Source organism: Pseudomonas sp. CC11G (assembly GCF_056174845.1).
Map to the genome: position 1 here is coordinate 125,296 of NZ_JBWBZC010000006.1, position 20,986 is coordinate 146,281.

Genomic DNA, 20,986 nt, shown 5'->3' on the forward strand with positions numbered 1-20,986 from the left:
GAAAAGCCGCACCCACATGAAACACACTCAACAAAAAACATTTGAACGACAATTTAATTCACGTTAATTTCGCCCATGTTCCCCCAACACCCTGAGTCGAGAGCCCCACCATGTTGGAACTGCGCCACCTCAAAACCCTGCATGCGCTGCGCGAAACCGACAGCCTGGTGGACGCCGCCGAGCGCCTGCACCTCACTCAATCCGCCCTATCCCACCAATTCAAGGAACTGGAGGAACGCCTGGGCATGCAGCTCTTCGTGCGCAAAACCAAACCTGTGCGCTTTACCAGCGCCGGTCTGCGCCTGCTGCAACTGGCCGACTCGCTGCTGCCCCAACTGCGCGCGGCCGAGCGGGATATGGCGCGTCTGGTCGGCGGCACCGCCGGGCGTTTGCATATGGCCATCGAATGCCACAGCTGCTTTCAGTGGCTGATGCCCACCATCGACCAATTCCGCGACGCCTGGCCGGAAGTGGAACTGGACCTGGCCTCGGGTTTTTTCCTTCGCCCCATTGCCGGCACTGGCCCGCGGCGATCTGGATCTGGTGGTGACGTCCGACCCCATCGACCTCTCGGGCATCACCTACGTGCCGCTGTTCACCTACGAGGCGATGCTCGCCGTGGCGAACCAGCACGACTTGGCGAAAAAGCCTTATATCGTGCCCGGCGACCTGGCCAAGGAAACCCTGATCACTTACCCGGTGGAACGTGACCGCCTGGATATCTTCACCCGCTTTCTGGAGCCCGCCGATATCGAGCCCGCGCAGGTGCGAACCTCGGAACTGACGGTGATGATGATGCAGCTGGTGGCCAGCGGCCGTGGCGTGTGTGGGTTACCCAACTGGGCGCTGCATGAATACAGCTCGCGCGGTTACGTGACGGCCAAGCGGCTGGGCGACAAGGGCTTGTTCGCCACGCTGTACGCCGGCATTCGCACCGACATGCTCGACGCGCCGTTTATGCGCGACTTCTTGCTGACCGCCAAAGACACCTCGTTCTCCACCCTGGAAGGTGTGAGCGCGGCGAAGGAAAAGTGAAGTCGTTTGCCCTCACCGCTGTTGGCGAGGGCTTGCTGACTGCGAGCAATTAGCCGTTCGAGCACCCATCGCCCATCTGCCGATACTCAACGGTATGGCGCAGGCCTTGATGGTCTTCAAAGGTCATCCACGCCGGGCCGACGGCGCATTCGTGGTTGTCGCTGGAAATGGAAATGACCCGCGCCACATCCAACTCCATGCCATAGGCATATTGCTCGACTGCCGGTTGCTCCTGGCTATCGCTGCCCTGTGGCAACTCGCCGGCCAGAGACGCGCAGGCGTAGCCCGCCAACGCCAGTAAAACTAGAGCTTTCATGAGGTGTTTACCTGTTAGGTCGTACATCGGGGAGTAGTCGGCTGGCGCCTTTTTTCGTGGAAAATTTGCCAGCCGAGTTTCTTGCCTGGGTGTGACTGGAGCCCGCCGAAATCTTATGGAAAGCGGCGGTAAAACCATGCCTTTCCGAGCATGTGCCCCTGCGTGGGGGCGGGGTTATTTTAGGTTTTGGGGCGGTGGGGTTTAAGCGCGAAGATGGCTAAGGACTGTTGACTGGAATCGCAATAATCGCGGCGCAGAAGACGGACGACAAAACGGAACAAACCTCCGTCATCCCCGCGCAGGCGGGGATCCAGAATTTTGATGGGGACGGGGTGTTGGGTAGGCGTGAGATTCTGGATTCCCGCCTGCGCGGGAACGACGGTGAACGGGGAACGACCGTGTCGCTCACTCAAACTTTAACAACAGCTCATTCCCATCATTGCCATCCGGATCAATCACCACCGTGCACGTCATCCCCGCCGCCAACAGCAACCCATCCGGCACGCTATCAATGCGAATCCGCACCGGCACCCGTTGCGCCAGCCGCACCCAGTTAAAGGTCGGATTCACATCCGCCGTCAGCTCATGGCTCTGCGGGTTATCGCGGTCGTAGATGCCGCGCGAAATGCTGTCCACATGCCCCTGCAACCGCGCGCCGCTCATCATGCGCATCTCGGCCGGATCGCCGACCTTGATCAGCGGCAACCGTGTCTCTTCGAAGTAGCCGTTGATATAAAACGAATGGCTGTCCACCAGCGCCATGGTGGCCTGGCCGCGCTGGGCGAAGTCGCCGCGGTAGACGTTGAGGTTGGTGATATAGCCGTCAACCGGCGCACGTACTTCAGTGCGTTTCAGGTCCAGGCGCGCGGCATCCAGATGGGCCAGGGCTTTTTGCAAATCAGCCTGGGCGACGTCGGCCAAATGGCTGGCGTCGTCGCGGCTTTCGCGGGAGACCACTTGCTCATCCATATCGGCGCGGCGCTGGGAGTTGTCTTTACGCCGACGCAACGCCGCCTTACGTGCCGCCACCTCGGCTTCGGCCTGCTGCACTGCCAACTGAAAATGCTCGGGGTCGATACGCAGCAACAGGTCGCCCTTTTTCACCGTCTGGTTATCGGCGACCGCCACCTCTTCCACCAGGCCGCCGACGTCGGCCGCAATATTGATGACATCGGCGCGCACCCGGCCGTCGCGGGTCCAGGGCGCATCCATGTAGTGGGTCCAGAGGGTGCGCAGCACAAACAACGCCAGGGCAAACACCAGCAGGCTGACCAACACGCTGATGACTTTTTTCGCGGACATGGTGGGCTCTCGGCTCAACGATAAATGCACAGCGCCAACGCGCCATACAGGCAAATAAACAGGCTGACGCGCAGCAAGGTCGGGTGCCAGGCATGGCGATATACGCCGAACCAGGCCAGCAGCCGATCCAGGCCCCAGCCAAGCAACACGCACAGTAGAAACAGCAGGGTCAGGCTGGGCATATACACGCCGAGTACTTGCACTTCACGGGGCATGGACGGCTCCGGCAGGCGGCGCCAGCGGCGACTCGGGGTCGAGCAAAGCGCTGCGGATAAAGTGCAGGTAGCTGAGCACCCGGCGCAGCGGCGAGGTGTCGAACTGCGGTGCGCGCGGTTCAGGAGTGGCACGTACGGCGGCGATGGCCTGCTCGACGGCATTTAACGCGCGTTGCCGATGCGGCTCGGTGGGGCGCACAAACAGACGAATCAGCGCCCTGCCCATCACCCGAATGGCCCGCCGCCAACGGGTGTTTTCGCCATAGCAGGGTTGGGCCGGAAGGGCCGCCTGTTCCTGACGTAACTCGATCACCGCATGCCCCACTTCCTGCACCAGAAACATCCAGCGCAGCAGCTGGCGTTGCACGTCCGGGCGGCCGGTGGAAAAGCCGTGGGCCTGGTTCAGCAAGTCACGCGTGCCGCTTTCAAAACCGGCCACCAGCCCTTTGAGTTTGCCGCTGACGGCAAACACCACGCGCATGCGCAAGTCATGCTCCAGCCGGCGCCATAACCACGGCCGATTGGGCGGCAAAATCAACGCCGTGGCCAAGGTCGCCATGGCCATCGACAGCAGCGCAGCGAGGTACTCGTTGATAAAGCCGTAGGGGTTATAGAGGGTCAGGTTTGCCGGCAGCGACAGCATGCAAAACCACACCAGTAACCCGGTACCAATCCCGGCCCATTGCGGCCGGGTAAGCAACGCGGCACCCAGGGCAAACACCGGCGTCAGGGCGCAGCACAGCAAGGCAAACCCATCGAGCTTGGGCAGCACAAAAAACAGCAGGATAAAACCCAGTACCGCGCCGCCGCAGGCACCGACAAACAGCTGACCGGCCAGGCGCTTGGGGTTGGCGCCGGCCGACACCAGCCCGGTAATCATGCCGGCCGTCATCACCAGCGTGGTGCCGCTGGGCCAGGCGGTGGCCAGCCAGAAGGCGCTCAGTGTGAGCATCAACAGCGAGCCGCGCATGCCTGCAACGACGGCGGCCATGCCGTTGGCGCGCGGCGTGAAGGCACCGGTGAATTGCTCGCGCACATGGTGATGGTCGAGCAAGGACGCGTGGGTCAGCGCGTAGCTATGCAAGTCGTCGGCAAAGCGGAAAAGCAGCTCGGCGGCGGTGTTGAAGTCGAGCATCTGCGCTTCGTTGGGCTGCTGCATATTCAGCTGCAAGCGGGCGCGGCGAATCTGCTCCATCAGCTCCAGCTTGCAGGCCTCCAGGCGCTCGGCCAGTTGCACCGCTTCGGCGTCGCTGCACAGCCGGGTGCGCAACGGCGCCAGCACAGCGGCCACTTCCGCCAGGCACGGCTGCAAGGCGTCGACAACGCCCTGCTCGCCCGCCACCTGCAAGCGGCGCAGCAATTGATAGAGCGCGTGAAAGCGCGTGGAGAGCAGCATAAATTCGTTGTTCAGCCGCGCCAGCCGGCCGCTGCGCAGGCGGATATGCGGGTCTTCAAAGGCGCTGGCATTGCGCAGGTTTTCCAGGCCTACCGCTTCGGCGGCAAAACGCGCATTCAGTTGCTCGAAACGCGCCGGCGGCAGTTCGCCGGCCAGGCCTTCCCAGGCAAACCCGGCAAAGTCGCGAAAGCGCACGGCCAGAGTGCTTCGCAACGAACGGCTGCTGGTTTGTGGCAGCAGCAAGCCGTTGACTACACCGGTACAGAGGATGCCCAGGCTGATTTCCAGCACCCGCCACAACGCGGCCATAAAGGCGCCTTCGGGGTGCAAGGTGGCCGGCAGGCCGATCATCGCGGCGGTGTAGCCGGCCAGCACACAGGCGTAACCGCGAAAATCGCGGTAGCGAGTGGCGCCCGCCGTGCACAGGCCAATCCATAGCGCCAGGCTCAGCAGAAACAGCACGCGCTCCTGAGCGAACAACGCGATGAGCAGCACCATCATCGCCAGGCCGAAAAAGGTGCCGATCAACCGATAGAAACTCTTGGCCAGCACCTGCCCGCTCTGCGGCTGCATGATGATAAAGACGGTCACCAGCACCGTGCTCGGCTGCGGCAATTGCAGGCGATACGCCAACCATAGGGCGAGAAATGCCGTGATCAATGCCTTGGCCACAAACACCCAGGTCAGGCCTTCGCTGCGACCCCAGTCGGCCAGGGTCGCGCGTAGCGGTTGCAGGGTTAACGTGCTCATGGCGAGACCTCGTTGGCACTCAACACACCGCCACCGAGGGCGACCCATAACTGCGCCTGGTTACTGAGTTGCGCGGCCAGCACCTGTTGCTGCAAACGCTGCTGTTGGAACACCTCGGTTTGCGACTGCAGCACCGCGCGAAAATCGGTGAGCCCACGTTGATGCGCCACCTCGGCCAACTGCCGATTGGTTTGCGCCAAGGTCAGGGAATGAGCAACGAAGTGTTGTTGTTCATCCAGCGAATGCAGGCGCGTCAAAACATCGGCCACGCTGCGTAAAGCAGCAATCACAGTCTGGTTGTAGTGCTCGACGGCCAGGTCGTAGCGGGCCGTGCGCTCACCCAATTGGGCCCGCAGACGGCCGCCGTCGAATATCGGCAAGGTCAGCGCCGGGCCGAGGCCGTAGGTGAGTTTGTCGTAGCGCAGAAAATTCAGGCCCCCGCCCTGCACCGCCGCCGAACCCAGGCTGCCGAGCAGGTCGATATCGGGATAAAACTCGGCCTTGGCCGCTTCAATACCTTGCGCCTCGGCCGCCACTTGCCAACGCCGGGCAACGATATCCGGCCGGCGACCCAGCAACGCCAGCGGCAGGCTGTGGGGCAAGGTCGGTACGTCGCTCAGTTGCAAATGCGGGCGCTGCAACCGCTCACCGGCGCTCGGCGGTTGCCCAGCCAACGCCGCCAATTGATGGCGACTGAGGGCGATGGCTTCTTCGGCCAGATCCAGTTGCCGCTGGGTTTCCGGCAACGGCGTCTGCGCTGGCTGAGTTCGTATCGGGTGCCCAGGCCTGCCTGCAAACGGCGCTGCGCCAGGCTGACCAACTGTTGCTGCTGCGCCACTGCCGATTCGGCGATATCCCGTTCGGCAAAGCGCAAGGCCAGGCCGACATAGGCGCGTAGCACATTGCCTTGCAGCTCCAACGCGGCAGCACGTTCATCGGTAGCGGCCACCTGCGCCAGGTTCAGCGCCTGCAACCGCTTACTGCGTTCGCGGCCCCACAGGTCGAGGTCGTAGCTCAGGCTCAAACCCTGGGTGTTGTTCCAGCTGGTGGTGCGGCCGAGGGTGCCGGGGCCGTAAAAGCCGTCGTCGGGCCAGCGCTTGCGTTGCATCTCTGCGCCGTAGTTCACCTGCGGCGCCTCGTCGGCTTCGGCTATACCGGCCATGGCCTGGGCCTGGCGCACGCGGGCGGCGGCCATTTTCAGGCTGGGGTTGGCGGCCAGTGCCTGGGTCATCCACGCATTCAGTTGCGGATCACGGTAGGCCTGCCACCACTGCTCGCTCGGCCAGGCGATATCCACGGACGCCGGATCAACCGGCGCAGGTGCCTGGCTTAAAGGACGAATACCGCTGCTGTCGAGGCAGGCACTCAAGGAAATGGAACACAGACACAAGCTGGCAAGGCGAAGCCATTGCCCATCGATGCGGGGCACTGCGAGACATCCTGAGGAGGCGGCGACTAAAGAAATGTCCGGCTCTTATGGCCGACTGGGTGCGGATTCTAGGGGGCGGCGCAGGCCTGGATAAGCGAGGTTTTAGGCGAATCATTGTGTACTAAACTGCGACAATCCTTGGCAGGTTTCCTGCCAGACTGCGCACCCGCCAAGCCTGCAAGCTGGCGCCTCTGAGGAATTTACCGGGTGGACATCCTGTTCAATATGCGCACTTTCGTGTGCGTGGTCGAAACCGGCAGCTTTACCGCCGCCGCACAACGTATGGACCTCACCACCTCCTACGTGTCGCGCTCCGTCGCCACCCTGGAAACCCACCTGCGCACGCGCCTGCTACAGCGCACCACCCGGCGTATCGCCCTTACCGAAGCCGGTCAGCGCTACCTGCTGCGTTGCCAGCAGATTCTCGGTTATATCGAAGAGGCCGAAGCCGAGGCCGGTGATGCCCATGCGCACCCGGCCGGCAACCTGAAAGTACATTCGATGACCGGGATTGGTCAGCACTACCTAATCAAGGCCATCGCCGCCTACAACCGCAAATACCCCGATGTTAATTTCGACCTGACCCTGGCCAACCGCACCACGGATATCCTCGACGAGGGTTACGACGTGTCGGTGGTAATCGCCAGCGAATTGCCGGACTCCGGGCTGGTGTCCAAATGCATCGGCAGCACCTTCAGCGTGCTGTGCGCCTCACCTGGCTATATCGCCGACAACGGTTTTCCCCATCGCCCTGGCGAGCTGCATGACCATCGCTGCCTGCGTTTGGTGAACGCGGCCATGAGCCTGGATAAATGGGAATTCGAAGGCCCGGACGGCGACGAAATGGTGACCATCAACCGTTCGGTGTTTCAGGTGAACACCGCCGATGCGATGACCGAGGCGGTAAAAGCCGGCATCGGCATAGGCGCGTTGCCGGTGTACTCGGCCATCGCCGGCCTGCGTGACGGCAGCCTGGTGCGCGTGCTGCCGCAGTATCGGCTGTACCAGCTCAAGGTGTTTGCCCTGTACCCGTCGCGGCAATATCTGGATGCCAAGATCCGCACCTGGGTGGAGTTTTTGCGCGATACGTTGCCGGAGCGGTTGCAGGCCGATGAAGCCAGCTTGCAAGAATTAAGTGGGATGCTGAAGGCGTTGTAACGCAAGAGTGGCGCCTGCCTCATCGAGGCTCGACTCACCCGCCCAGCGCGTCTACGCTGAGCCCTGCCGCCTACGTCCCAAGGGAGCCCGCATGAGCCTTTCGCTGCTTAGCCGTTACGCATTTTTTGTCGCTTGCCTTGTGTTCACCCTCGCCAGTTTGCCGTTCTACCACCATGAATGGCTGTGGCCATTCACCTTGCTGACTGGCGTGCTGACCCTGATCGGCATCGGCGACCTGTTGCAAACCCGGCACGCGGTGCGGCGCAATTATCCGATCCTGGGCAATATCCGTTACCTGGTCGAAGGCATCCGCCCGGAAATCCGCCAGTACCTGCTCGAAGCCGACGGCGACAAACTGCCGTTCTCCCGAGCGCAACGCTCCCTGGTGTACGCACGGGCCAAGAACGAAGGCGCGGATAAACCTTTCGGCACCCTTATCGACGTGTACCAGAACGGCTTCGAATTTATCGGCCACTCCATGCGCCCGGCCATGCTCACCGACCCCGACAGTTTTCGCGTGGTCATCGGCGGCCCGGCCTGCAAACAACCCTACTCGGCCTCCTTGTTCAATATCTCGGCGATGAGCTTTGGCTCGCTCAGCGCCAACGCCATCCGCGCGCTGAACAAAGGTGCCAAGCTCGGCAATTTTATTCACGACACGGGCGAGGGCAGCATCAGCGAATACCACCGCGAACACGGCGGCGACCTGACCTGGGAACTGGGCAGCGGCTACTTTGGTTGCCGCACCAGCACCGGCCTGTTCGACCCGGAGCGCTTCGCTGTACAGGCGCAGAGCCCGCAGGTGCGGATGATTGAAATCAAGCTGAGCCAGGGCGCCAAGCCGGGACACGGCGGCATTCTGCCCAAGCACAAGGTGACCAAGGAAATCTCCGAAACCCGCGGCGTACCGATGGGTGAAGACTGTGTGTCGCCGTCGCGCCATAGCGCGTTTTCTACGCCTATCGAGTTGCTGCAATTCGTGGCGCAGTTGCGCGAGCTGTCGCAAGGCAAACCGGTGGGCATGAAGTTTTGCCTGGGCCACCCGTGGGAATTTATGGGCATTGCCAAAGCCATGCTGGAGACGGGCATTTTGCCGGACTTTATCGTCGTCGACGGCAAGGAAGGCGGCACGGGCGCGGCGCCGGTCGAGTTCACCGACCATATCGGGGTGCCAATGCGTGAGGGCTTGCTGTTTGTGCACAACACCCTGGTGGGGCTGAACCTGCGCGACAAGATCAAGCTGGGCGCCAGCGGCAAGATCGTCAGTGCGTTCGATATCGCCAGCGTGTTGGCCATCGGCGCCGACTGGGCCAACTCGGCGCGCGGCTTTATGTTTGCCATTGGCTGCATTCAGAGCCAGAGCTGCCATACCAACAAATGCCCGACTGGGGTGGCTACTCAGGACCCATTGCGCCAACGCGCGCTGGTGGTGGAAGACAAGGCGCAGCGGGTTTTCAGTTTTCATCGCAATACGTTGAAGGCCTTGGCCGAGATGCTGGCGGCGGCGGGGCTTTCCCATCCTAAGCAGTTGGATGCGCGCCATCTGGTGCGGCGGATCTCCACCACGGAAATCAAGATGTTTGCTCAGGAGCATGTGTTTCTTAAGCCGGGGGAGTTGCTGAGCGGCAAGATCAGCGGCGAGTTTTATGAGCGGATGTGGAAGATGGCGCGGGCGGATAGTTTTGAGGCGGCGCCTGAGGATCCGGATCATGAGCCGGTGGCGCCGGTTAAGCCGGATACGGTGCAGAGCGCGTAGGTTTTTTTTGCGCATAACGCGTGTTCTAGAGCACGTGGTGTTCTTCGTTACCGCGTGTGCTGGGCGTTTTTGTTTCGCGCCTTACCCGCGACTCACTTTTGGCATTGCCCCAAAGCAATTGTTTGGCGATCGTTGGTCTTCTTCATTACCGCGTGTGCTGAGCGTTTTTGTTTCGCGCCTTACGCGCGAGTTTCTTTTTCCAGTCGCCGAAAAAGAAACCAAAAAGGCTTGCCGGTACGACTCACCCACATAGGTAACAAATCAGTTCAACCACATGGGTAACAGTTTTTAACCTAGTGGGGTCTCCTCAGGAGGGTGCCCCATGCCGTGGCGAGAACTGAAACCTATGGACGAGAAAGTGTTGTTTATTGCTGACTACCTCAGGCAGGTCAGCAGCTTCACTGCGTTGTGCGAGCACTTCGGCATCAGTCGAAAGACCGGCTACAAGTGGGTGGAACGCTACAACCTAGCCGGTATGGAGGGGTTGGCTGAGCAAAGTCGCCGCCGCCGCGAACAGGTGTGCACCCCCTTTGTTATTCGTGAATACATCCTCGATCTGAGGCGCCGATCTGCCGTTGAGCTGGGACCGAAGAAGATCCAGGCACTGGTGGAGCAGCGATACCCTGGGCAGAGTCCTTCCCGGACCACGATCTACACCATCCTTAAGCAGGCGGGGTTGGTCACGCCCCGCCGGCTTCGTAAGCGGGTGCCCAGCTATCCAAAGCCGCTTAAATCCACCAACGAACCTAATGAACTCTGGAGCGCCGACTACAAAGGCCAATTCCTGACTCAGGACGGGAAGTGGTGTTATCCGTTGACGGTGATGGATCACGCCAGCCGCTTTCTGCTGGCTTGCGAAGGCATGTCTGGCACGCGATTGAAGGAAACCCAGTCGGCTTTTGAACACCTGTTTCGCTGCTACGGATTACCTTCGCGCCTGAGAACAGACAACGGAACCCCTTTCGCCAGCGCTGGCAAAACCGGCCTAAGCCAATTGTCCATTTGGTGGTTACGGCTGGGCATCATTCCTGAGCGAATAGCACCTGGTCGCCCCGAACAGAATGGGCGCCACGAACGCATGCATCGCACGTTGAAACGCGCCGTCACTCACCCCTGTTCTGCGCATATGGCAGAGCAGCAAAAGCAGTTCGACCTGTTTCGTCACAACTACAATGAGCAGCGGCCGCACGAAGCGCTAAACCAGAGCACGCCCAAATCGCACTACCAGAGTTCGCCACGCCCATACCCTGAACGGTTGCCGGAGCCGGCCTATCCTGGCTATGTCGAACCACACCGTGCCGACTGCAGCGGAATCATCAATCGGCACGGCATGCGCATCTATGTGGGGCACCTGTTGAAGCACGAGCTAGTTGGGCTGGAGCAAATTGGCGATGATCTTTGGGCCATACATTTCGGCCCGGTAGTGATCGGTAGGCTGGACGAAAGGGAGCAGAAGGATGGATATCTATCCTTGAAAGTGTCACCCATGTGACTGAACACTTTTGTTACCCATGTGGTTGTCTCGTACATTGCCCCTACCTGGGCCCTGCGCTGCGCTTCGGGTCCCCTCCCTCCGTCGTCGCTCCAGGGGCCGGGCTGAGGGCCATCCATGGCCCCATCCCTCTTCGCGGCTCCCGGCCGCTACGACCCCTTGCGCAACGACTCCACTCGGCCTGGCGCTAAAGGGGCGGGTAGATCAAAAGCGGAGATCAAAAGCAGGGCAAAAGCAGGGCAAAAGCAGGTCAGGCACTCTCACTGTACGGAAAGTTACATTTTTTGTAACTTTCCGTAGAGTTGCGCCCCTTGCACGCACGCTCACTCATCACTAAGTTACTCATTACTTAACTTAGTGATGAGTCACCGCACCATGCTGCTCTCCTCCTCTCCTATCCAACCGATGCGCCAGTTGCTTCACAGCCTGTATGCGCTGGCGAGCGCTGAGCGGTATTTATTTACCCCAGAAGACCTGCGCGGCTTGCTGCCGGAGCTTTCTGACGGCGCCTATAAAACGCTGCTCAGCCGTGCCGATAGCAGCGGGCTGTTGAGGCGGGTTTGTCGTGGGTTGTATGTGTTTGAGCCGGCTGCTCCGCGGGATGGGTTGCTGCTGTTTCATGCCGCCGCACGCTTGCGGGCTGGTCATTTCAATTACATCAGCCTGGAGACGGCGCTGAGTGATGACGGGGCAATTTCCCAGGTGCCTATCAGTTGGCTCACGGTGATGTCGTCGGGACGCAGCAGCTGCATTGATTGTGGGCGTTGGGGCACGCTGGAGTTCGTTCATACCCGGCAGCAGCCGGCCGATTTGGCTGAACATCTGCAGTACGATGCCCGCTGCCGGCTGTGGCGTGCGACTACCCAGCAGGCACTGCGGGATATGCGTGCCACGCGCCGCAGCATGGATTTGGTCGCCCCGGATCGGATGGATGGGAGCAGCACGGATGAACTTGTTTGATCGGCTAGTTGATGAAGCTTTACGCAATACCGAGGAGTTAGCGTCGCTGCGCGTGGTGGTGGAGAAGGAGTTGCTGCACCACGACATCATGCTGGCCCTGAGCAGCGCTGGCCTGTTGGCCAAACTCACGTTTATCGGCGGCACCTGTTTGCGTACGTGCTACGGCTCCAATCGCCTGAGCGAGGACCTCGACTTTGCCGGTGGCGCCGACTTCAGCCGGGAGCAGTTGAAGGAGCTGGCGCAGGTTCTGGTCGATACGCTCAAAGGCAAATACGGCCTGGACGTGGCGGTCAGCGAGCCGACCAAAGAGACGGGCAATGTCGATACCTGGAAGCTGAAAATCCAGACTCGCCCGCAAAGCAAAAGCCTGCCGGCGCAGCGTATCAATATCGATGTCTGCGCCATTCCCAGTTATCTGCCGCACGCCTCGATGCTGCTTAATCCGTATGGTGTGGACATGGGCACCAGTGGCCTGATTCTGCAGGCCGAGGCGCGTGAAGAAATCTATATCGACAAGATCGTGGCCTTTGCCCTGCGCCCGAACCGCATCAAGAACCGCGACCTCTGGGACTTGCTATGGCTGCGCCAGCAAAGGGTTATCCCGCAGTGGTCATTGCTGGCGCGCAAGCTGGCAGACCATCGCTGCACCCCGGCAGATTTTCTCGGGGCCTTTGCCGACCGTGCAGAACGGATGACCAGCGACGAGAAAATAGCCGCCGACTTTCGCCATGAGATGAGCCGTTTTCTACCGACCCGACTGGTAGCCAGCACGGTAAACGAGCCGGCCTTCTGGACCGTGCTGGTTCGCCATATTCAAGAGCTGAACCAGTCCGTGCAGCGCCAACTCGGCAACGACACGACCGAACCATTCTTTCCGATGTAAGCCTCGGGTATTCTCGGCCCCTTAGCCCGCTAGGACTTCCCCATGGCACTGCACACCTGGCTCGTTTATCTGATCGCCGTTGTCGGCCTGTCGCTTACGCCCGGCCCCAATGGCTTGTTGGCGCTCAGCCATGGCGCGCTGTATGGCCAGCGCAAAACCCTGTTCACCATCAGCGGCGGCATGCTCGGTTTTACGGTGCTGATGGCCTTGTCGATGTTTGGCATCGGCGCGTTGCTGCAGGCGTCGGCCCATGCCCTGACGGTGTTGAAATGGATCGGCGGCGCCTATCTGGTGTGGCTGGGTGTCCAGCTGTGGCGGGCGCCGCCGATCAAGCTGAGCACCGAAGGCATGGCGCCGAGCAAGTCGGGTGCGGCGTTGTTTCGGCAGGGGCTGCTTTCGGCGATTTCCAATCCCAAGGTGATTCTGTTTTTCGGCGCCTTTCTGCCGCAGTTTCTCGACCCCACCCGCGCGCTGTGGCTGCAGTTTGTGATCATGGTGCTGACCTTTGTGCTGTTCGAGGGTTTTGTTGAGTACGTGTTGGCACGCCTGGCCCATCGTATTCGGCCGTGGCTGGAGCGCAGCGGCAAAGGCTTTAACCGGGGCTGCGGCGGCATGTTTGCCTTGATGGGCGCCGCCCTGCCGACTCTGCGCTAACCCATGGCCCGCGCTGCCCCACCTGATTTGCACAGCCCCGGCGCCGCCCTGCGCGCCGTGGCTCGCAGCTACCCACGCGGCATGTTTATCGAGCCCCATGCCCATGACTGGGGCCAACTGCTGTATGCCCAGAGCGGCATCATGTGGGTGGAAACACCCGGCGAGGCGGTGTTGGTTCCGCCGCTGCGCGCGGTGTGGTTGCCCACTCAGGTGCCCCATGCGGTGCGTGTGGTGTCGGAGCTGGAGATGCGCAATATCTACCTGCGCCCCGACCAACCCCACAGCCTGCCGAGCACCACCCAGGTGCTGGAAGTGCGGCCGCTGTTGCGCGAACTGATCCTCGGCCTGGTAGAACAACAAGGCGCCGAAGACTCCGAGTACTACCAACGCCTCAGCGCGCTGACCGTGTTGGAGTTGCAGCGCGCGCAGCATTCCCATCTGCGCGTGCCGCTGCCGGATGCCAGTGACCGGCGTTTGCTCAATCTGTGTCAGGCGGTGATCGCCTCGCCGTCCCAGGCCTTCTCGTTCGAGCAACATGCAGCGGCCGCCGGCGCCAGCGTGCGCACTTTGGCGCGGTTGTTTCAGGACCGCCTGGGGATGGGCTTTGCCCAATGGCGGCGGCAGGTGCAATTGGCCACCGCCGTGGCGGCCTTGATTGAGGGCACGCCGGTTAGCCGTATCGCGGCAGACCTCGGCTACAGGCCCAGCAGCTTTAGCGACATGTTCCGCCGTGAGCTGGGCGTGGCGCCGTCGGATTACCTCGCATAACGCTTCTACCATCGCATTTTGGCCGATAAACAGAAGCCTTTGACCTGAGCACCGTTTTCCGGTCGCTAGACTGAGCCCATTCCCCGGATTGGAGCCTCAGCATGAACTACCTCATCTCCCTGGCGGCCGGTCTTCTGGTCGGCATCATTTATAACCTGTTGGACGTGCGCTCCCCCGCGCCGCCCGCCATTGCCCTGGTTGGTTTGCTGGGCATGTTGGCCGGCGAGCAGTTGCTGCCGTTCGGTCGCCAACTCGTTAGCCACTGGCTGTCCTGATTTCCCTACTCCACTTCTCAGCACAAGGAGCGTTTTATGCACGCGCTGCAATTCACTGTTAAAGGCGACCTCGACTCTCTTCAGCACGTTGAAGTGCCCACCCCAACGGCCGGCCCCGGCGACGTGCTGGTGGAAATCCGCGCCGCTGGGATCAACCCCAGCGATGTGAAAAACGTGCTCGGCCGTTTCCCGTACACCACTGTGCCGCGTATCCCTGGGCGTGATTTCGCCGGGTTGGTCGTTGAAGGCCCGAGCCATCTGCTTGGCCAAGCGGTATGGGCCACCGGCAAAGGCTTGGGCTTTACCCGCGACGGCAGCCATGCCAGCCATATCGCCCTGCCCGCTGACGACGTAGCGCTCAAACCGCAATCGCTGAGTTTTGCCCAGGCGGCCAGTTGCGGCGTGCCGTTCACCACGGCATGGGCGGCGCTGGAAAATGCCCTGGTCAAAGCCGGCACCACCTTGCTGGTAATCGGCGCCAATGGCGCGGTGGGCGATGCGGCAGTGAATCTGGCCAAGGCCCGTGGCGCTCAGGTGCTGGCCGCGGTTCGACGCCCGGAAGCCCTGGCCAGCCTCAACAGCCGTGGAGTGCCCGGCATTCTGCTCGGTGACCCGGCCGCCCTGCCCGCGCAAGTGGAAGAGCACTTCAAAGGCGGCGCCGAAGTCATTTTCGACACCACTGGTTTCTGGCTGCCGGCGGCCGTGCCGGCCCTCGCCACCTTCGGCCGCATCGCCATCATCGCCGCCCCCGTGGACGGCAACGTGCAGCTTCCGGCTCTGGCGTTGTACCGTCGCGGCGGCACCTTGGTGGGCGTCAATACCCTGTTGTACACGCCAAAAGAATGCGCGGTGATGCTCGATGGCTTTGGCCGTTTGTTCGATCAGGGCCTGGTGCCATTGCCCGGTAACTTGCGCGAAGTGCCGCTGAGCGAAGGCGTGGCCAGTTACAAGGCGGTGAACGGCGGCAGCGGCGATAAATTTATTCTGCTGCCCTGATCGCGGCGACACGGGCGCGGGCTTTGTGGTTAGATTTGGAAGCCCTCGCCCGTTCGTGGCCTGTTAGAAGTCAGCGACCGGGCGAATGACTCAACCCGGTACCGCCATGCGTTTTCTGCCTTTCGCCCTTCTGCTGATCTGCGCATACAGCGCGGCGGAGGAGCGCCCTCTGCGTTTTTCCGTGATCGAAAGCTGGGCTATGCCGCTGATCAAAGTGGAAAACGGCGAAGCCACCGGCGGCATCGTTTACGACCTGCAAATGCGCCTGGCCCAGAAGGTCGGTCGGCGCGCCGAGATGATGGTGCTGCCACGCAAGCGCGTGCAGGCCATGCTGGTTCGCGGTGAAATTGACGTGCGCTGCTACGTGAACCCCACCTGGCTCACCGAGTCTCACCACCAGTACATCTGGAGCGTGCCGTTTATGACGCAGCGCGATGTGCTTGTCGCGCGCACCAAACGTGGCGTAACGCTGGAGAATCTGCACGGCGAACTGGTCGGCACCGTACTCGGCTATATCTACCCAAAACTGCAACCGCGCTTCGACAACCACGACCTGCAACGCGACGACGCGCGCACCCAGGAACTGGCCCTGATGAAGCTCGAAGCCGGGCGCAACAACTACGCGGTCAGCAGCGAACTGACCTTGAACTGGTTTAACCACAACCAGCCAGCAGACCTTAAACTGCAGCCCCTGGAAGAACTCTCGTCGGATCTGGCCTCGTGCATTGTCCGTGACGAACCCGACGTGCCGACCATGCAATTGCTGCGTGCATTGGTACAAATGAGCAACGACGGCGAATTCGAACAAATACTGGCCAAGTACCGCTGAACCCCATTGCTGACAGGTTTTCTGTCACCCTGCCCCGCCGGTGAAGTGCTTCACCGTTCTTTTGTTTTTGGATTTGAGGCTGTACCCATGTCTGAAGTGTTGCCCGCTGCGGCGGAAGTTGCGCCGCTGGCCAAGCGCCTGTCGGCCCGCGCCATTCTGTTGATTGAACTGGCCTTGGCGCTCGGTGGTTTTGCCATCGGTACTGGCGAATTCTCGATCATGGGCCTGATGCCCAACGTGGCCGCCGACCTCGGCATCACCGAGCCGCAAGTGGGCAATGTGATCAGCACCTACGCCCTGGGTGTGGTAGTGGGCGCGCCGCTGTTGGCCATCCTCGGCTCGCGGCTGCCGCGGCGCAGTTTGCTGTTGGTGCTGATGGCGATTTTTGCCATCGGCAACTTCGCCACGGCGCTGTCGCCGGACTACCACTCGATGATGCTGTTCCGCTTCTTCGCCGGTCTGCCACATGGCGCCTACTTCGGCGTGGCCATGCTGGTGGCCGCCTCGATGGCACCGCCGCACAAACGCGCTAAAGCCGTGAGCCGGGTGATGCTCGGCCTTACCGTGGCGATTCTGGTGGGCAACCCGTTGGCCACCTGGATGGGCCAAATGGCCAGCTGGCGCTATGCCTTTGGCCTGGTCGGCGTCATTGCCTTGTCTACCGTGGCGATGGTTGCCTGGTTTCTGCCGACGGATAAGAGCGAGCCGCAGAGCAACCCGATGCGTGAACTGCGCGCCTTCAACCGCCCGCAAGTGTGGCTGGCCCTGGCCATCAGCTCGGTGGGCTTTGCCGGCATGTTCTGCGTGTTCAGCTATATGGCGCCGACCTTGCTGCAGGTAACCCACTTATCCACAGCCTGGATTCCTTTTGCCCTGGCGACTTTCGGCCTGGGCAGCATCGTCGGCAATATGGTCGGCGGCTGGCTGTTCGATAAATTGCAGTTCAAGGCCGTGGCCTGGCTGCTGGTGTGGAGCGCGTTGGTGCTGGTGGTTTTCCCCAGCGCTGCGCTGTCGGCCTGGACGATTTTCCCGGCGGTGTTTGCTGTAGGCACCATGGTGTCGCTCGGCGCGCCACTGCAAACCCATTTGATGGACGTGGCGCAGGAAGCACAGACGCTGGCGGCGGCGTCCAACCATGCCGCGTTCAACTTCGCCAATGCATTGGGGCCGTGGTTGGGTGGTATGGCGATCAGTGCCGGCTATGGCTGGACGTCCACCGGGTATATCGGCGCGGCGACGGCGTTGGCGGGGTTATTGGTGTTTTTCGTCGCTTGGCGGTTTGAGCCGAAAACGGCAGCCTAAAAACCGTCGCCCCCGCGCAGGCGGGGGCCCAGAGTTTCAGGTAGATCCAGATGCCGTCCAACTCAAGATTCTGGATTCCCGCCTGCGCGGGAACGACGGTAGTTTTTGTCTATTTTGGGGCATCCAACGGCTTAACCAACGGCGCCTTGCCGTCCGACAGCAACCACGCCACCAACACCGCAGGCTGGCTCTTGCTCGGATTGCGCGTCACCCGATGCTCCTGCCCTGGCGCCTCGTACCAGGCGTCACCGGCCTTGTAGGTCTGCACCGGGGCGTTATCCAGCTGCGACTCCACCACCCCGGAAACCACCACCACAAACACCGGCCCCGGATGGTATGCGGGCGCGAGGTGGCGCCCGGGGCAAACTCGACTCGCAACGCCTTGGCATCCGAACCGACCGTGGCCGGCAGTTGCGCCTGCGCCACCGGCGTTACCGTTTCATCCCCGGCGCCGCCACCGTGGGCGTGGGTCAGGCCGCTAAGCAAGGCCAGCGCCAGTGGTGCCAAACGAATAGCCAAACGAATGGAAGTGCCCATGTTCACACCGCCGGCTGCATGGCAAAGCCCACACCGAAACGGTTCCAGGCGTTGATAGTGGCGATGGCGAAGGTCAGGTCGGCCAGTTCGCGTTCGTTGAACTGCTCCGCGACTTCGTTGTAGATCGCGTCCGGGGCGCCGCGCTCGGCCAGCAGCGTCAAGGTTTCGGTCCACAGCAAGGCCGCGCGTTCACGTTCGCTGAAAAACGGGTTTCGTGCCAGGCCGACAGGGCAAAGATGCGCCGTGGGGTTTCGCCCAGTTTGATGGCATCGGCGGAGTGCATATCGATGCAGTACGCGCAGCCGTTGAGCTGCGAAGCGCGGATTTTCACCAGCTCATGCAGCGACTTTTCCAAGGACGATTCGCCCATGGCTTTTTCCAGACCCAGCAGGGCTTTGAAGGCGTGCGGAGCGACTTGGGCGTAGTTGACACGTGCATTGCTCATAACAGTTTCCTCGATGGGCCCCGGCTGAATGCCGGGCATGGGCTTACTGTATTGCTGCAACCAGCACGGATAAATCAGCTAAAATCGGAAACATTAGACGACTACTCGGACAATCATGGCCTTCGACCGACTGGATGCAATGCGTGCGTTCTGCAGAATTGTAGAACTGGGCAGCTTTACCCGCGCCGCCGAGGCCCTGGCCACGGCAAAAACCACGCTGTCCGGGCAGATTCAGGCGTTGGAGGCTCAGCTCGGGGTCAAGCTGCTGCACCGCACCACTCGCCGGGTAACCCCACCACAGACGGCGCCGCCTACTACGAACGAGCGCGGGCGTTGCTGGAAGACATGGACGAACTGGAAGCCAGCGTGTCGCAAACCCGCACTGTGGCGCGCGGCAAGGTGCGGGTCGATATGCCCTCGCCGGTTGGGCGTTTTTTGCTGATACCGGCGTTGCCGGGGTTTGTCGCGCAGTACCCCGGATATTCAGCTGGACCTCGGTTGCAGCGAGCGCGTGGTGGACCTGGTGCAGGAAGGCATCGACTGTGCGATTCGCGGCGGCGCCGTCACCGACCCGGATCTGGTGTGCCGGCCCATCGGCCAGATGCGCTTTGTGCTCTGCGCAGCACCTGAGTACCTGCACGGCAAACCGCCGATTCACTCCCCCCGCCGACCTGGCTCAGCACCGCTATCTCGCGTTTGTGTTCCCCGCCACCGGCCGGCAAAACCCGGTGCGTTTGAGCTGCGGCGACGACAGCTTCGTGCTGGAGCAACCCCGGCCATGCGCTTTAACAGCGGCGGTGCGTATATGGCCGCCGCCGAGGCGGGCTGGGGTTTGTGGGTGTGCCGCTGTGCGAGGCGCAAGCGTTATTGGCCAGCGGCAACCTGGTGCAACTGCTGCCTGACTGGCAGTTGGCGAGCATGCCCATGAGCCTGGTGTATCCCTATGCGCGGCGGCTGTCGGCGCGGGTGCGGGCGTTTACGGAATGGGCGATGACCACCATGGCTGAAGATCCGCTGTGGCGGTTGTGATCGCCGTTTCCAGGAATCGAGGCTAAAGCCTCTCCCACTAAAACTCGATCACCGGTGGGAGAGGTTTCAGCCTCGATGCTTTTAACTGCCCAACCAAAGCTGGGTCCTCAAGACTCGGCGGTCACACACCCAGCCTCTACACTGGCCGCCCTTCCCCAACCAGGCCGGCGCCCATGCGTACGCTTTACCAGTTTCCGATTTCCCACTATTGCGAAAACCCGCTGGCACCTGGACCACAAGGGTCTGGATTTCAAAGTAGACGATCTGTTCCCTGGCCTGCACCGCCTGCAGAGCCGCCCCATGGCCGGCATCGATACGCTGCCGATTCTGCGTGACGGCGCCAAAGTAATCGGCGACTCCAGCGCCATCGCCCTGTACCTGGAAGCGCAGTACCCCACCAACCGTTGCTGCCCGACGACGCCGAACAGCGCGCCGCCATCCTCGCCCTGGAAGAGCGTTTCGACCGCATGGGCGTGCACGTGCGCCGCTGGTTGTACGGGCAGATTCGCGACTGGCGCACGGTGATGCTCGCCATGCTCAAACCCTATCGCCCGCTGTTCGGCCTGCGCGATGCAATGAAGCCGGTGTTGCAACGTGGCGTGCTGCGCCTGTACGGCGTGACGCCGCCGCGGGTGGAGAAGTCGCGAGTGGAGTTGCTCGAAGGCTTGGCGCTGATTGAAGAGCTGACCGGCAATGATCCGGCGCGCTATCTGGTGGGTGATCGTTTGAGCCTGGCCGATATCGCGGCGGCGGCGCTGTATGCGCCGATCTTTACCCCGGCCGGCACGCCCGTGGGCGGAGATCAGTGGGCATGATGGGGAGACGCAGCGCTTTCTCGATGAACTGCATGCGCGGCCGGCGGGGCAATGGATTATGCGGCGGTATGCCGAAGACCGCGCCCGTAGATAACTGGAGGAAAATACCGTCAATCCCGCGAAGGCGGGAATGACGGTGGATGATAACGGGAGCGTGCCTCTACGCCGGCACCTGCAAAAACGCCTCGATATCCACCTCATCAATCTGCTCTGCTGCAGGTGTTTCATGCCATAGGTCAGGTGCATCCCTGACTGTAGAAACAGCGCAAACAAGTCGGCATCGATATGCCCTTATCGCGCAGGTTGGCGAGGATGCGTACCGACTCGGTAAGCGTCTTGGCTTTCTTGTACGGCCGGTCGGAAGCCGTCAGCGCTTCGAATACATCGGCAATCGCCATGATCCGCGCCGGAACCGACAGTTTGTCTTTATCCAGCTGGCGCGGGTAACCGGTGCCCAGCAGATTCTCGTGGTGCGTGCCGGCATATTCGGGGACCCGCTTGAGGTTGCTGGGCAGCGGCAGGTTCTCGAGCATCATGATGGTCTGGATGATGTGCTCGTTGATCTGAGCGCTCTTCAGCCGTCAGCGTGCCGCGGCTGACGCTCAGGTTGTAGAGCTCGCCGTAGTTGTACAGGTGCTCCGGCA

At 61.6% G+C, this 20,986-nt stretch carries 20 protein-coding genes and 4 pseudogenes; 16 read left to right on the forward strand and 8 right to left on the reverse strand.

The genetic code is table 11. From position 1 onward, the window contains the following. Positions 1-110 precede the first annotated feature (110 nt). Positions 111-1,035, forward strand: a pseudogene (gene metR / locus AC0V2S_RS10545) (transcriptional regulator MetR). Positions 1,036-1,084: 49 nt separating this feature from the next. Here the strand turns inward: metR and AC0V2S_RS10550 are convergent. The 5 genes and pseudogenes from AC0V2S_RS10550 to AC0V2S_RS10570 all read right to left on the reverse strand — a co-directional run bounded on the left by AC0V2S_RS10550 (position 1,085) and on the right by AC0V2S_RS10570 (position 6,443). Next, positions 1,085-1,351 carry a DUF2790 domain-containing protein gene (locus AC0V2S_RS10550; RefSeq protein ID WP_475509694.1) on the reverse strand — a complete coding sequence of 89 codons (267 nt, stop codon included), beginning with the start codon at positions 1,349-1,351 and terminating at the stop codon, positions 1,085-1,087. Positions 1,352-1,756: 405 nt separating this feature from the next. Further along, complete coding sequence (locus AC0V2S_RS10555) at positions 1,757-2,653, reverse strand: efflux RND transporter periplasmic adaptor subunit (protein WP_475509695.1); 897 nt, start codon at positions 2,651-2,653, stop codon at positions 1,757-1,759. A gap of 14 nt (positions 2,654-2,667) precedes the next feature. Continuing rightward, a complete protein-coding gene (locus AC0V2S_RS10560; RefSeq protein WP_475509696.1) occupies positions 2,668-2,868 on the reverse strand; it encodes a DUF1656 domain-containing protein in 201 nt (66 codons plus the stop codon). Next, positions 2,858-5,014, reverse strand: a complete 2,157-nt coding sequence (locus AC0V2S_RS10565) for an FUSC family protein (RefSeq protein WP_475509697.1) — start codon at positions 5,012-5,014, stop codon at positions 2,858-2,860. Before AC0V2S_RS10565 ends, AC0V2S_RS10560 begins: the two co-directional genes overlap by 11 nt. Further along, a pseudogene (locus AC0V2S_RS10570) lies at positions 5,011-6,443 on the reverse strand (efflux transporter outer membrane subunit). Before AC0V2S_RS10570 ends, AC0V2S_RS10565 begins: the two are co-directional and overlap by 4 nt. A 207-nt stretch (positions 6,444-6,650) precedes the next feature. Between AC0V2S_RS10570 and AC0V2S_RS10575 the strand changes: the two are divergent. The 11 genes from AC0V2S_RS10575 to AC0V2S_RS10625 all read left to right on the forward strand — a co-directional run bounded on the left by AC0V2S_RS10575 (position 6,651) and on the right by AC0V2S_RS10625 (position 17,516). Next, positions 6,651-7,601, forward strand: coding sequence for a LysR family transcriptional regulator (locus AC0V2S_RS10575; RefSeq protein ID WP_475509698.1), 951 nt, complete (start codon positions 6,651-6,653; stop codon positions 7,599-7,601). A gap of 91 nt (positions 7,602-7,692) precedes the next feature. Further along, complete coding sequence (locus AC0V2S_RS10580; protein WP_475509699.1) at positions 7,693-9,357, forward strand: FMN-binding glutamate synthase family protein; 1,665 nt, start codon at positions 7,693-7,695, stop codon at positions 9,355-9,357. Between the two features lie 322 nt (positions 9,358-9,679). Next, a complete protein-coding gene (locus AC0V2S_RS10585; protein ID WP_475508601.1) occupies positions 9,680-10,849 on the forward strand; it encodes an integrase core domain-containing protein in 1,170 nt (389 codons plus the stop codon). Between the two features lie 375 nt (positions 10,850-11,224). Continuing rightward, the gene (abiEi, locus tag AC0V2S_RS10590; RefSeq protein ID WP_475509700.1) at positions 11,225-11,809 is read left to right on the forward strand and encodes a type IV toxin-antitoxin system AbiEi family antitoxin; all 585 of its coding nucleotides are present in this window, start codon (positions 11,225-11,227) and stop codon (positions 11,807-11,809) included. Continuing rightward, positions 11,796-12,692, forward strand: a complete 897-nt coding sequence (locus tag AC0V2S_RS10595) for a nucleotidyl transferase AbiEii/AbiGii toxin family protein (protein WP_475509701.1) — start codon at positions 11,796-11,798, stop codon at positions 12,690-12,692. Before abiEi ends, AC0V2S_RS10595 begins: the two co-directional genes overlap by 14 nt. Before the next feature lie 42 nt (positions 12,693-12,734). Then, positions 12,735-13,346: a LysE family translocator gene (locus tag AC0V2S_RS10600; RefSeq protein ID WP_475509702.1), complete on the forward strand. Its 612-nt coding sequence runs from the start codon at positions 12,735-12,737 to the stop codon at positions 13,344-13,346. 3 nt (positions 13,347-13,349) lie between these two features. Next, complete coding sequence (locus AC0V2S_RS10605; RefSeq protein ID WP_475509703.1) at positions 13,350-14,114, forward strand: AraC family transcriptional regulator; 765 nt, start codon at positions 13,350-13,352, stop codon at positions 14,112-14,114. Between the two features lie 101 nt (positions 14,115-14,215). Continuing rightward, positions 14,216-14,389 (forward strand): DUF1427 family protein, encoded by a 174-nt coding sequence (locus AC0V2S_RS10610; RefSeq protein WP_475509704.1) that lies wholly within the window; start codon positions 14,216-14,218, stop codon positions 14,387-14,389. A gap of 36 nt (positions 14,390-14,425) precedes the next feature. Continuing rightward, complete coding sequence (locus tag AC0V2S_RS10615) at positions 14,426-15,385, forward strand: quinone oxidoreductase family protein (RefSeq protein WP_475509705.1); 960 nt, start codon at positions 14,426-14,428, stop codon at positions 15,383-15,385. Positions 15,386-15,470: 85 nt separating this feature from the next. After that, positions 15,471-16,214 (forward strand): substrate-binding periplasmic protein, encoded by a 744-nt coding sequence (locus AC0V2S_RS10620; RefSeq protein WP_475509706.1) that lies wholly within the window; start codon positions 15,471-15,473, stop codon positions 16,212-16,214. Positions 16,215-16,301: 87 nt separating this feature from the next. Then, the gene (locus AC0V2S_RS10625; protein WP_475509707.1) at positions 16,302-17,516 is read left to right on the forward strand and encodes an MFS transporter; all 1,215 of its coding nucleotides are present in this window, start codon (positions 16,302-16,304) and stop codon (positions 17,514-17,516) included. Positions 17,517-17,625: 109 nt separating this feature from the next. Here AC0V2S_RS10625 and AC0V2S_RS10630 read toward each other — a convergent pair whose 3' ends face one another. Together AC0V2S_RS10630 and AC0V2S_RS10635 are read right to left on the reverse strand one after the other, a co-directional pair. Further along, positions 17,626-17,829: a cupin domain-containing protein gene (locus AC0V2S_RS10630; RefSeq protein ID WP_475509708.1), complete on the reverse strand. Its 204-nt coding sequence runs from the start codon at positions 17,827-17,829 to the stop codon at positions 17,626-17,628. 226 nt (positions 17,830-18,055) lie between these two features. Then, positions 18,056-18,498 (reverse strand): annotated as a pseudogene (locus AC0V2S_RS10635) (carboxymuconolactone decarboxylase family protein). Positions 18,499-18,637: 139 nt separating this feature from the next. On the opposite strand from AC0V2S_RS10635, the gene AC0V2S_RS10640 reads away from it, so the two are divergent. The 4 genes and pseudogenes from AC0V2S_RS10640 to AC0V2S_RS10655 all read left to right on the forward strand — a co-directional run bounded on the left by AC0V2S_RS10640 (position 18,638) and on the right by AC0V2S_RS10655 (position 20,342). Further along, positions 18,638-18,940, forward strand: a complete 303-nt coding sequence (locus AC0V2S_RS10640; protein WP_475509856.1) for a LysR family transcriptional regulator — start codon at positions 18,638-18,640, stop codon at positions 18,938-18,940. A 72-nt stretch (positions 18,941-19,012) separates the two neighbouring features. Beyond that, positions 19,013-19,527 (forward strand): annotated as a pseudogene (locus tag AC0V2S_RS10645) (LysR substrate-binding domain-containing protein). Positions 19,528-19,602: 75 nt separating this feature from the next. Next, a complete protein-coding gene (locus tag AC0V2S_RS10650; RefSeq protein ID WP_475509709.1) occupies positions 19,603-20,052 on the forward strand; it encodes a glutathione S-transferase N-terminal domain-containing protein in 450 nt (149 codons plus the stop codon). Beyond that, the gene (locus tag AC0V2S_RS10655) at positions 19,935-20,342 is read left to right on the forward strand and encodes a glutathione binding-like protein (protein ID WP_475509857.1); all 408 of its coding nucleotides are present in this window, start codon (positions 19,935-19,937) and stop codon (positions 20,340-20,342) included. The genes AC0V2S_RS10650 and AC0V2S_RS10655 overlap by 118 nt, the downstream gene beginning before the upstream one ends. Before the next feature lie 236 nt (positions 20,343-20,578). Here AC0V2S_RS10655 and AC0V2S_RS10660 read toward each other — a convergent pair whose 3' ends face one another. Continuing rightward, positions 20,579-20,878, reverse strand: a complete 300-nt coding sequence (locus AC0V2S_RS10660; RefSeq protein ID WP_475509710.1) for an HD-GYP domain-containing protein — start codon at positions 20,876-20,878, stop codon at positions 20,579-20,581. Positions 20,879-20,986 lie beyond the last annotated feature (108 nt).

What these genes read in the sequence shown, in the direction of transcription:
- AC0V2S_RS10550 (WP_475509694.1), bottom strand. Translation starts at nt 1,351, where the DNA reads ATGAAAGCTCTAGTTTTACTGGCGTTGGCGGGCTACGCCTGCGCGTCT.
- AC0V2S_RS10555 (WP_475509695.1), bottom strand. Translation starts at nt 2,653, where the DNA reads ATGTCCGCGAAAAAAGTCATCAGCGTGTTGGTCAGCCTGCTGGTGTTT.
- AC0V2S_RS10560 (WP_475509696.1), bottom strand. Translation starts at nt 2,868, where the DNA reads ATGCCCCGTGAAGTGCAAGTACTCGGCGTGTATATGCCCAGCCTGACC.
- AC0V2S_RS10565 (WP_475509697.1), bottom strand. Translation starts at nt 5,014, where the DNA reads ATGAGCACGTTAACCCTGCAACCGCTACGCGCGACCCTGGCCGACTGG.
- AC0V2S_RS10580 (WP_475509699.1), top strand. Translation starts at nt 7,693, where the DNA reads ATGAGCCTTTCGCTGCTTAGCCGTTACGCATTTTTTGTCGCTTGCCTT.
- AC0V2S_RS10585 (WP_475508601.1), top strand. Translation starts at nt 9,680, where the DNA reads ATGCCGTGGCGAGAACTGAAACCTATGGACGAGAAAGTGTTGTTTATT.
- abiEi (WP_475509700.1), top strand. Translation starts at nt 11,225, where the DNA reads ATGCTGCTCTCCTCCTCTCCTATCCAACCGATGCGCCAGTTGCTTCAC.
- AC0V2S_RS10595 (WP_475509701.1), top strand. Translation starts at nt 11,796, where the DNA reads ATGAACTTGTTTGATCGGCTAGTTGATGAAGCTTTACGCAATACCGAG.
- AC0V2S_RS10600 (WP_475509702.1), top strand. Translation starts at nt 12,735, where the DNA reads ATGGCACTGCACACCTGGCTCGTTTATCTGATCGCCGTTGTCGGCCTG.
- AC0V2S_RS10605 (WP_475509703.1), top strand. Translation starts at nt 13,350, where the DNA reads ATGGCCCGCGCTGCCCCACCTGATTTGCACAGCCCCGGCGCCGCCCTG.
- AC0V2S_RS10610 (WP_475509704.1), top strand. Translation starts at nt 14,216, where the DNA reads ATGAACTACCTCATCTCCCTGGCGGCCGGTCTTCTGGTCGGCATCATT.
- AC0V2S_RS10615 (WP_475509705.1), top strand. Translation starts at nt 14,426, where the DNA reads ATGCACGCGCTGCAATTCACTGTTAAAGGCGACCTCGACTCTCTTCAG.
- AC0V2S_RS10620 (WP_475509706.1), top strand. Translation starts at nt 15,471, where the DNA reads ATGACTCAACCCGGTACCGCCATGCGTTTTCTGCCTTTCGCCCTTCTG.
- AC0V2S_RS10625 (WP_475509707.1), top strand. Translation starts at nt 16,302, where the DNA reads ATGTCTGAAGTGTTGCCCGCTGCGGCGGAAGTTGCGCCGCTGGCCAAG.
- AC0V2S_RS10640 (WP_475509856.1), top strand. Translation starts at nt 18,638, where the DNA reads ATGCGTGCGTTCTGCAGAATTGTAGAACTGGGCAGCTTTACCCGCGCC.
- AC0V2S_RS10650 (WP_475509709.1), top strand. Translation starts at nt 19,603, where the DNA reads ATGCTTTTAACTGCCCAACCAAAGCTGGGTCCTCAAGACTCGGCGGTC.
- AC0V2S_RS10660 (WP_475509710.1), bottom strand. Translation starts at nt 20,878, where the DNA reads ATGATGCTCGAGAACCTGCCGCTGCCCAGCAACCTCAAGCGGGTCCCC.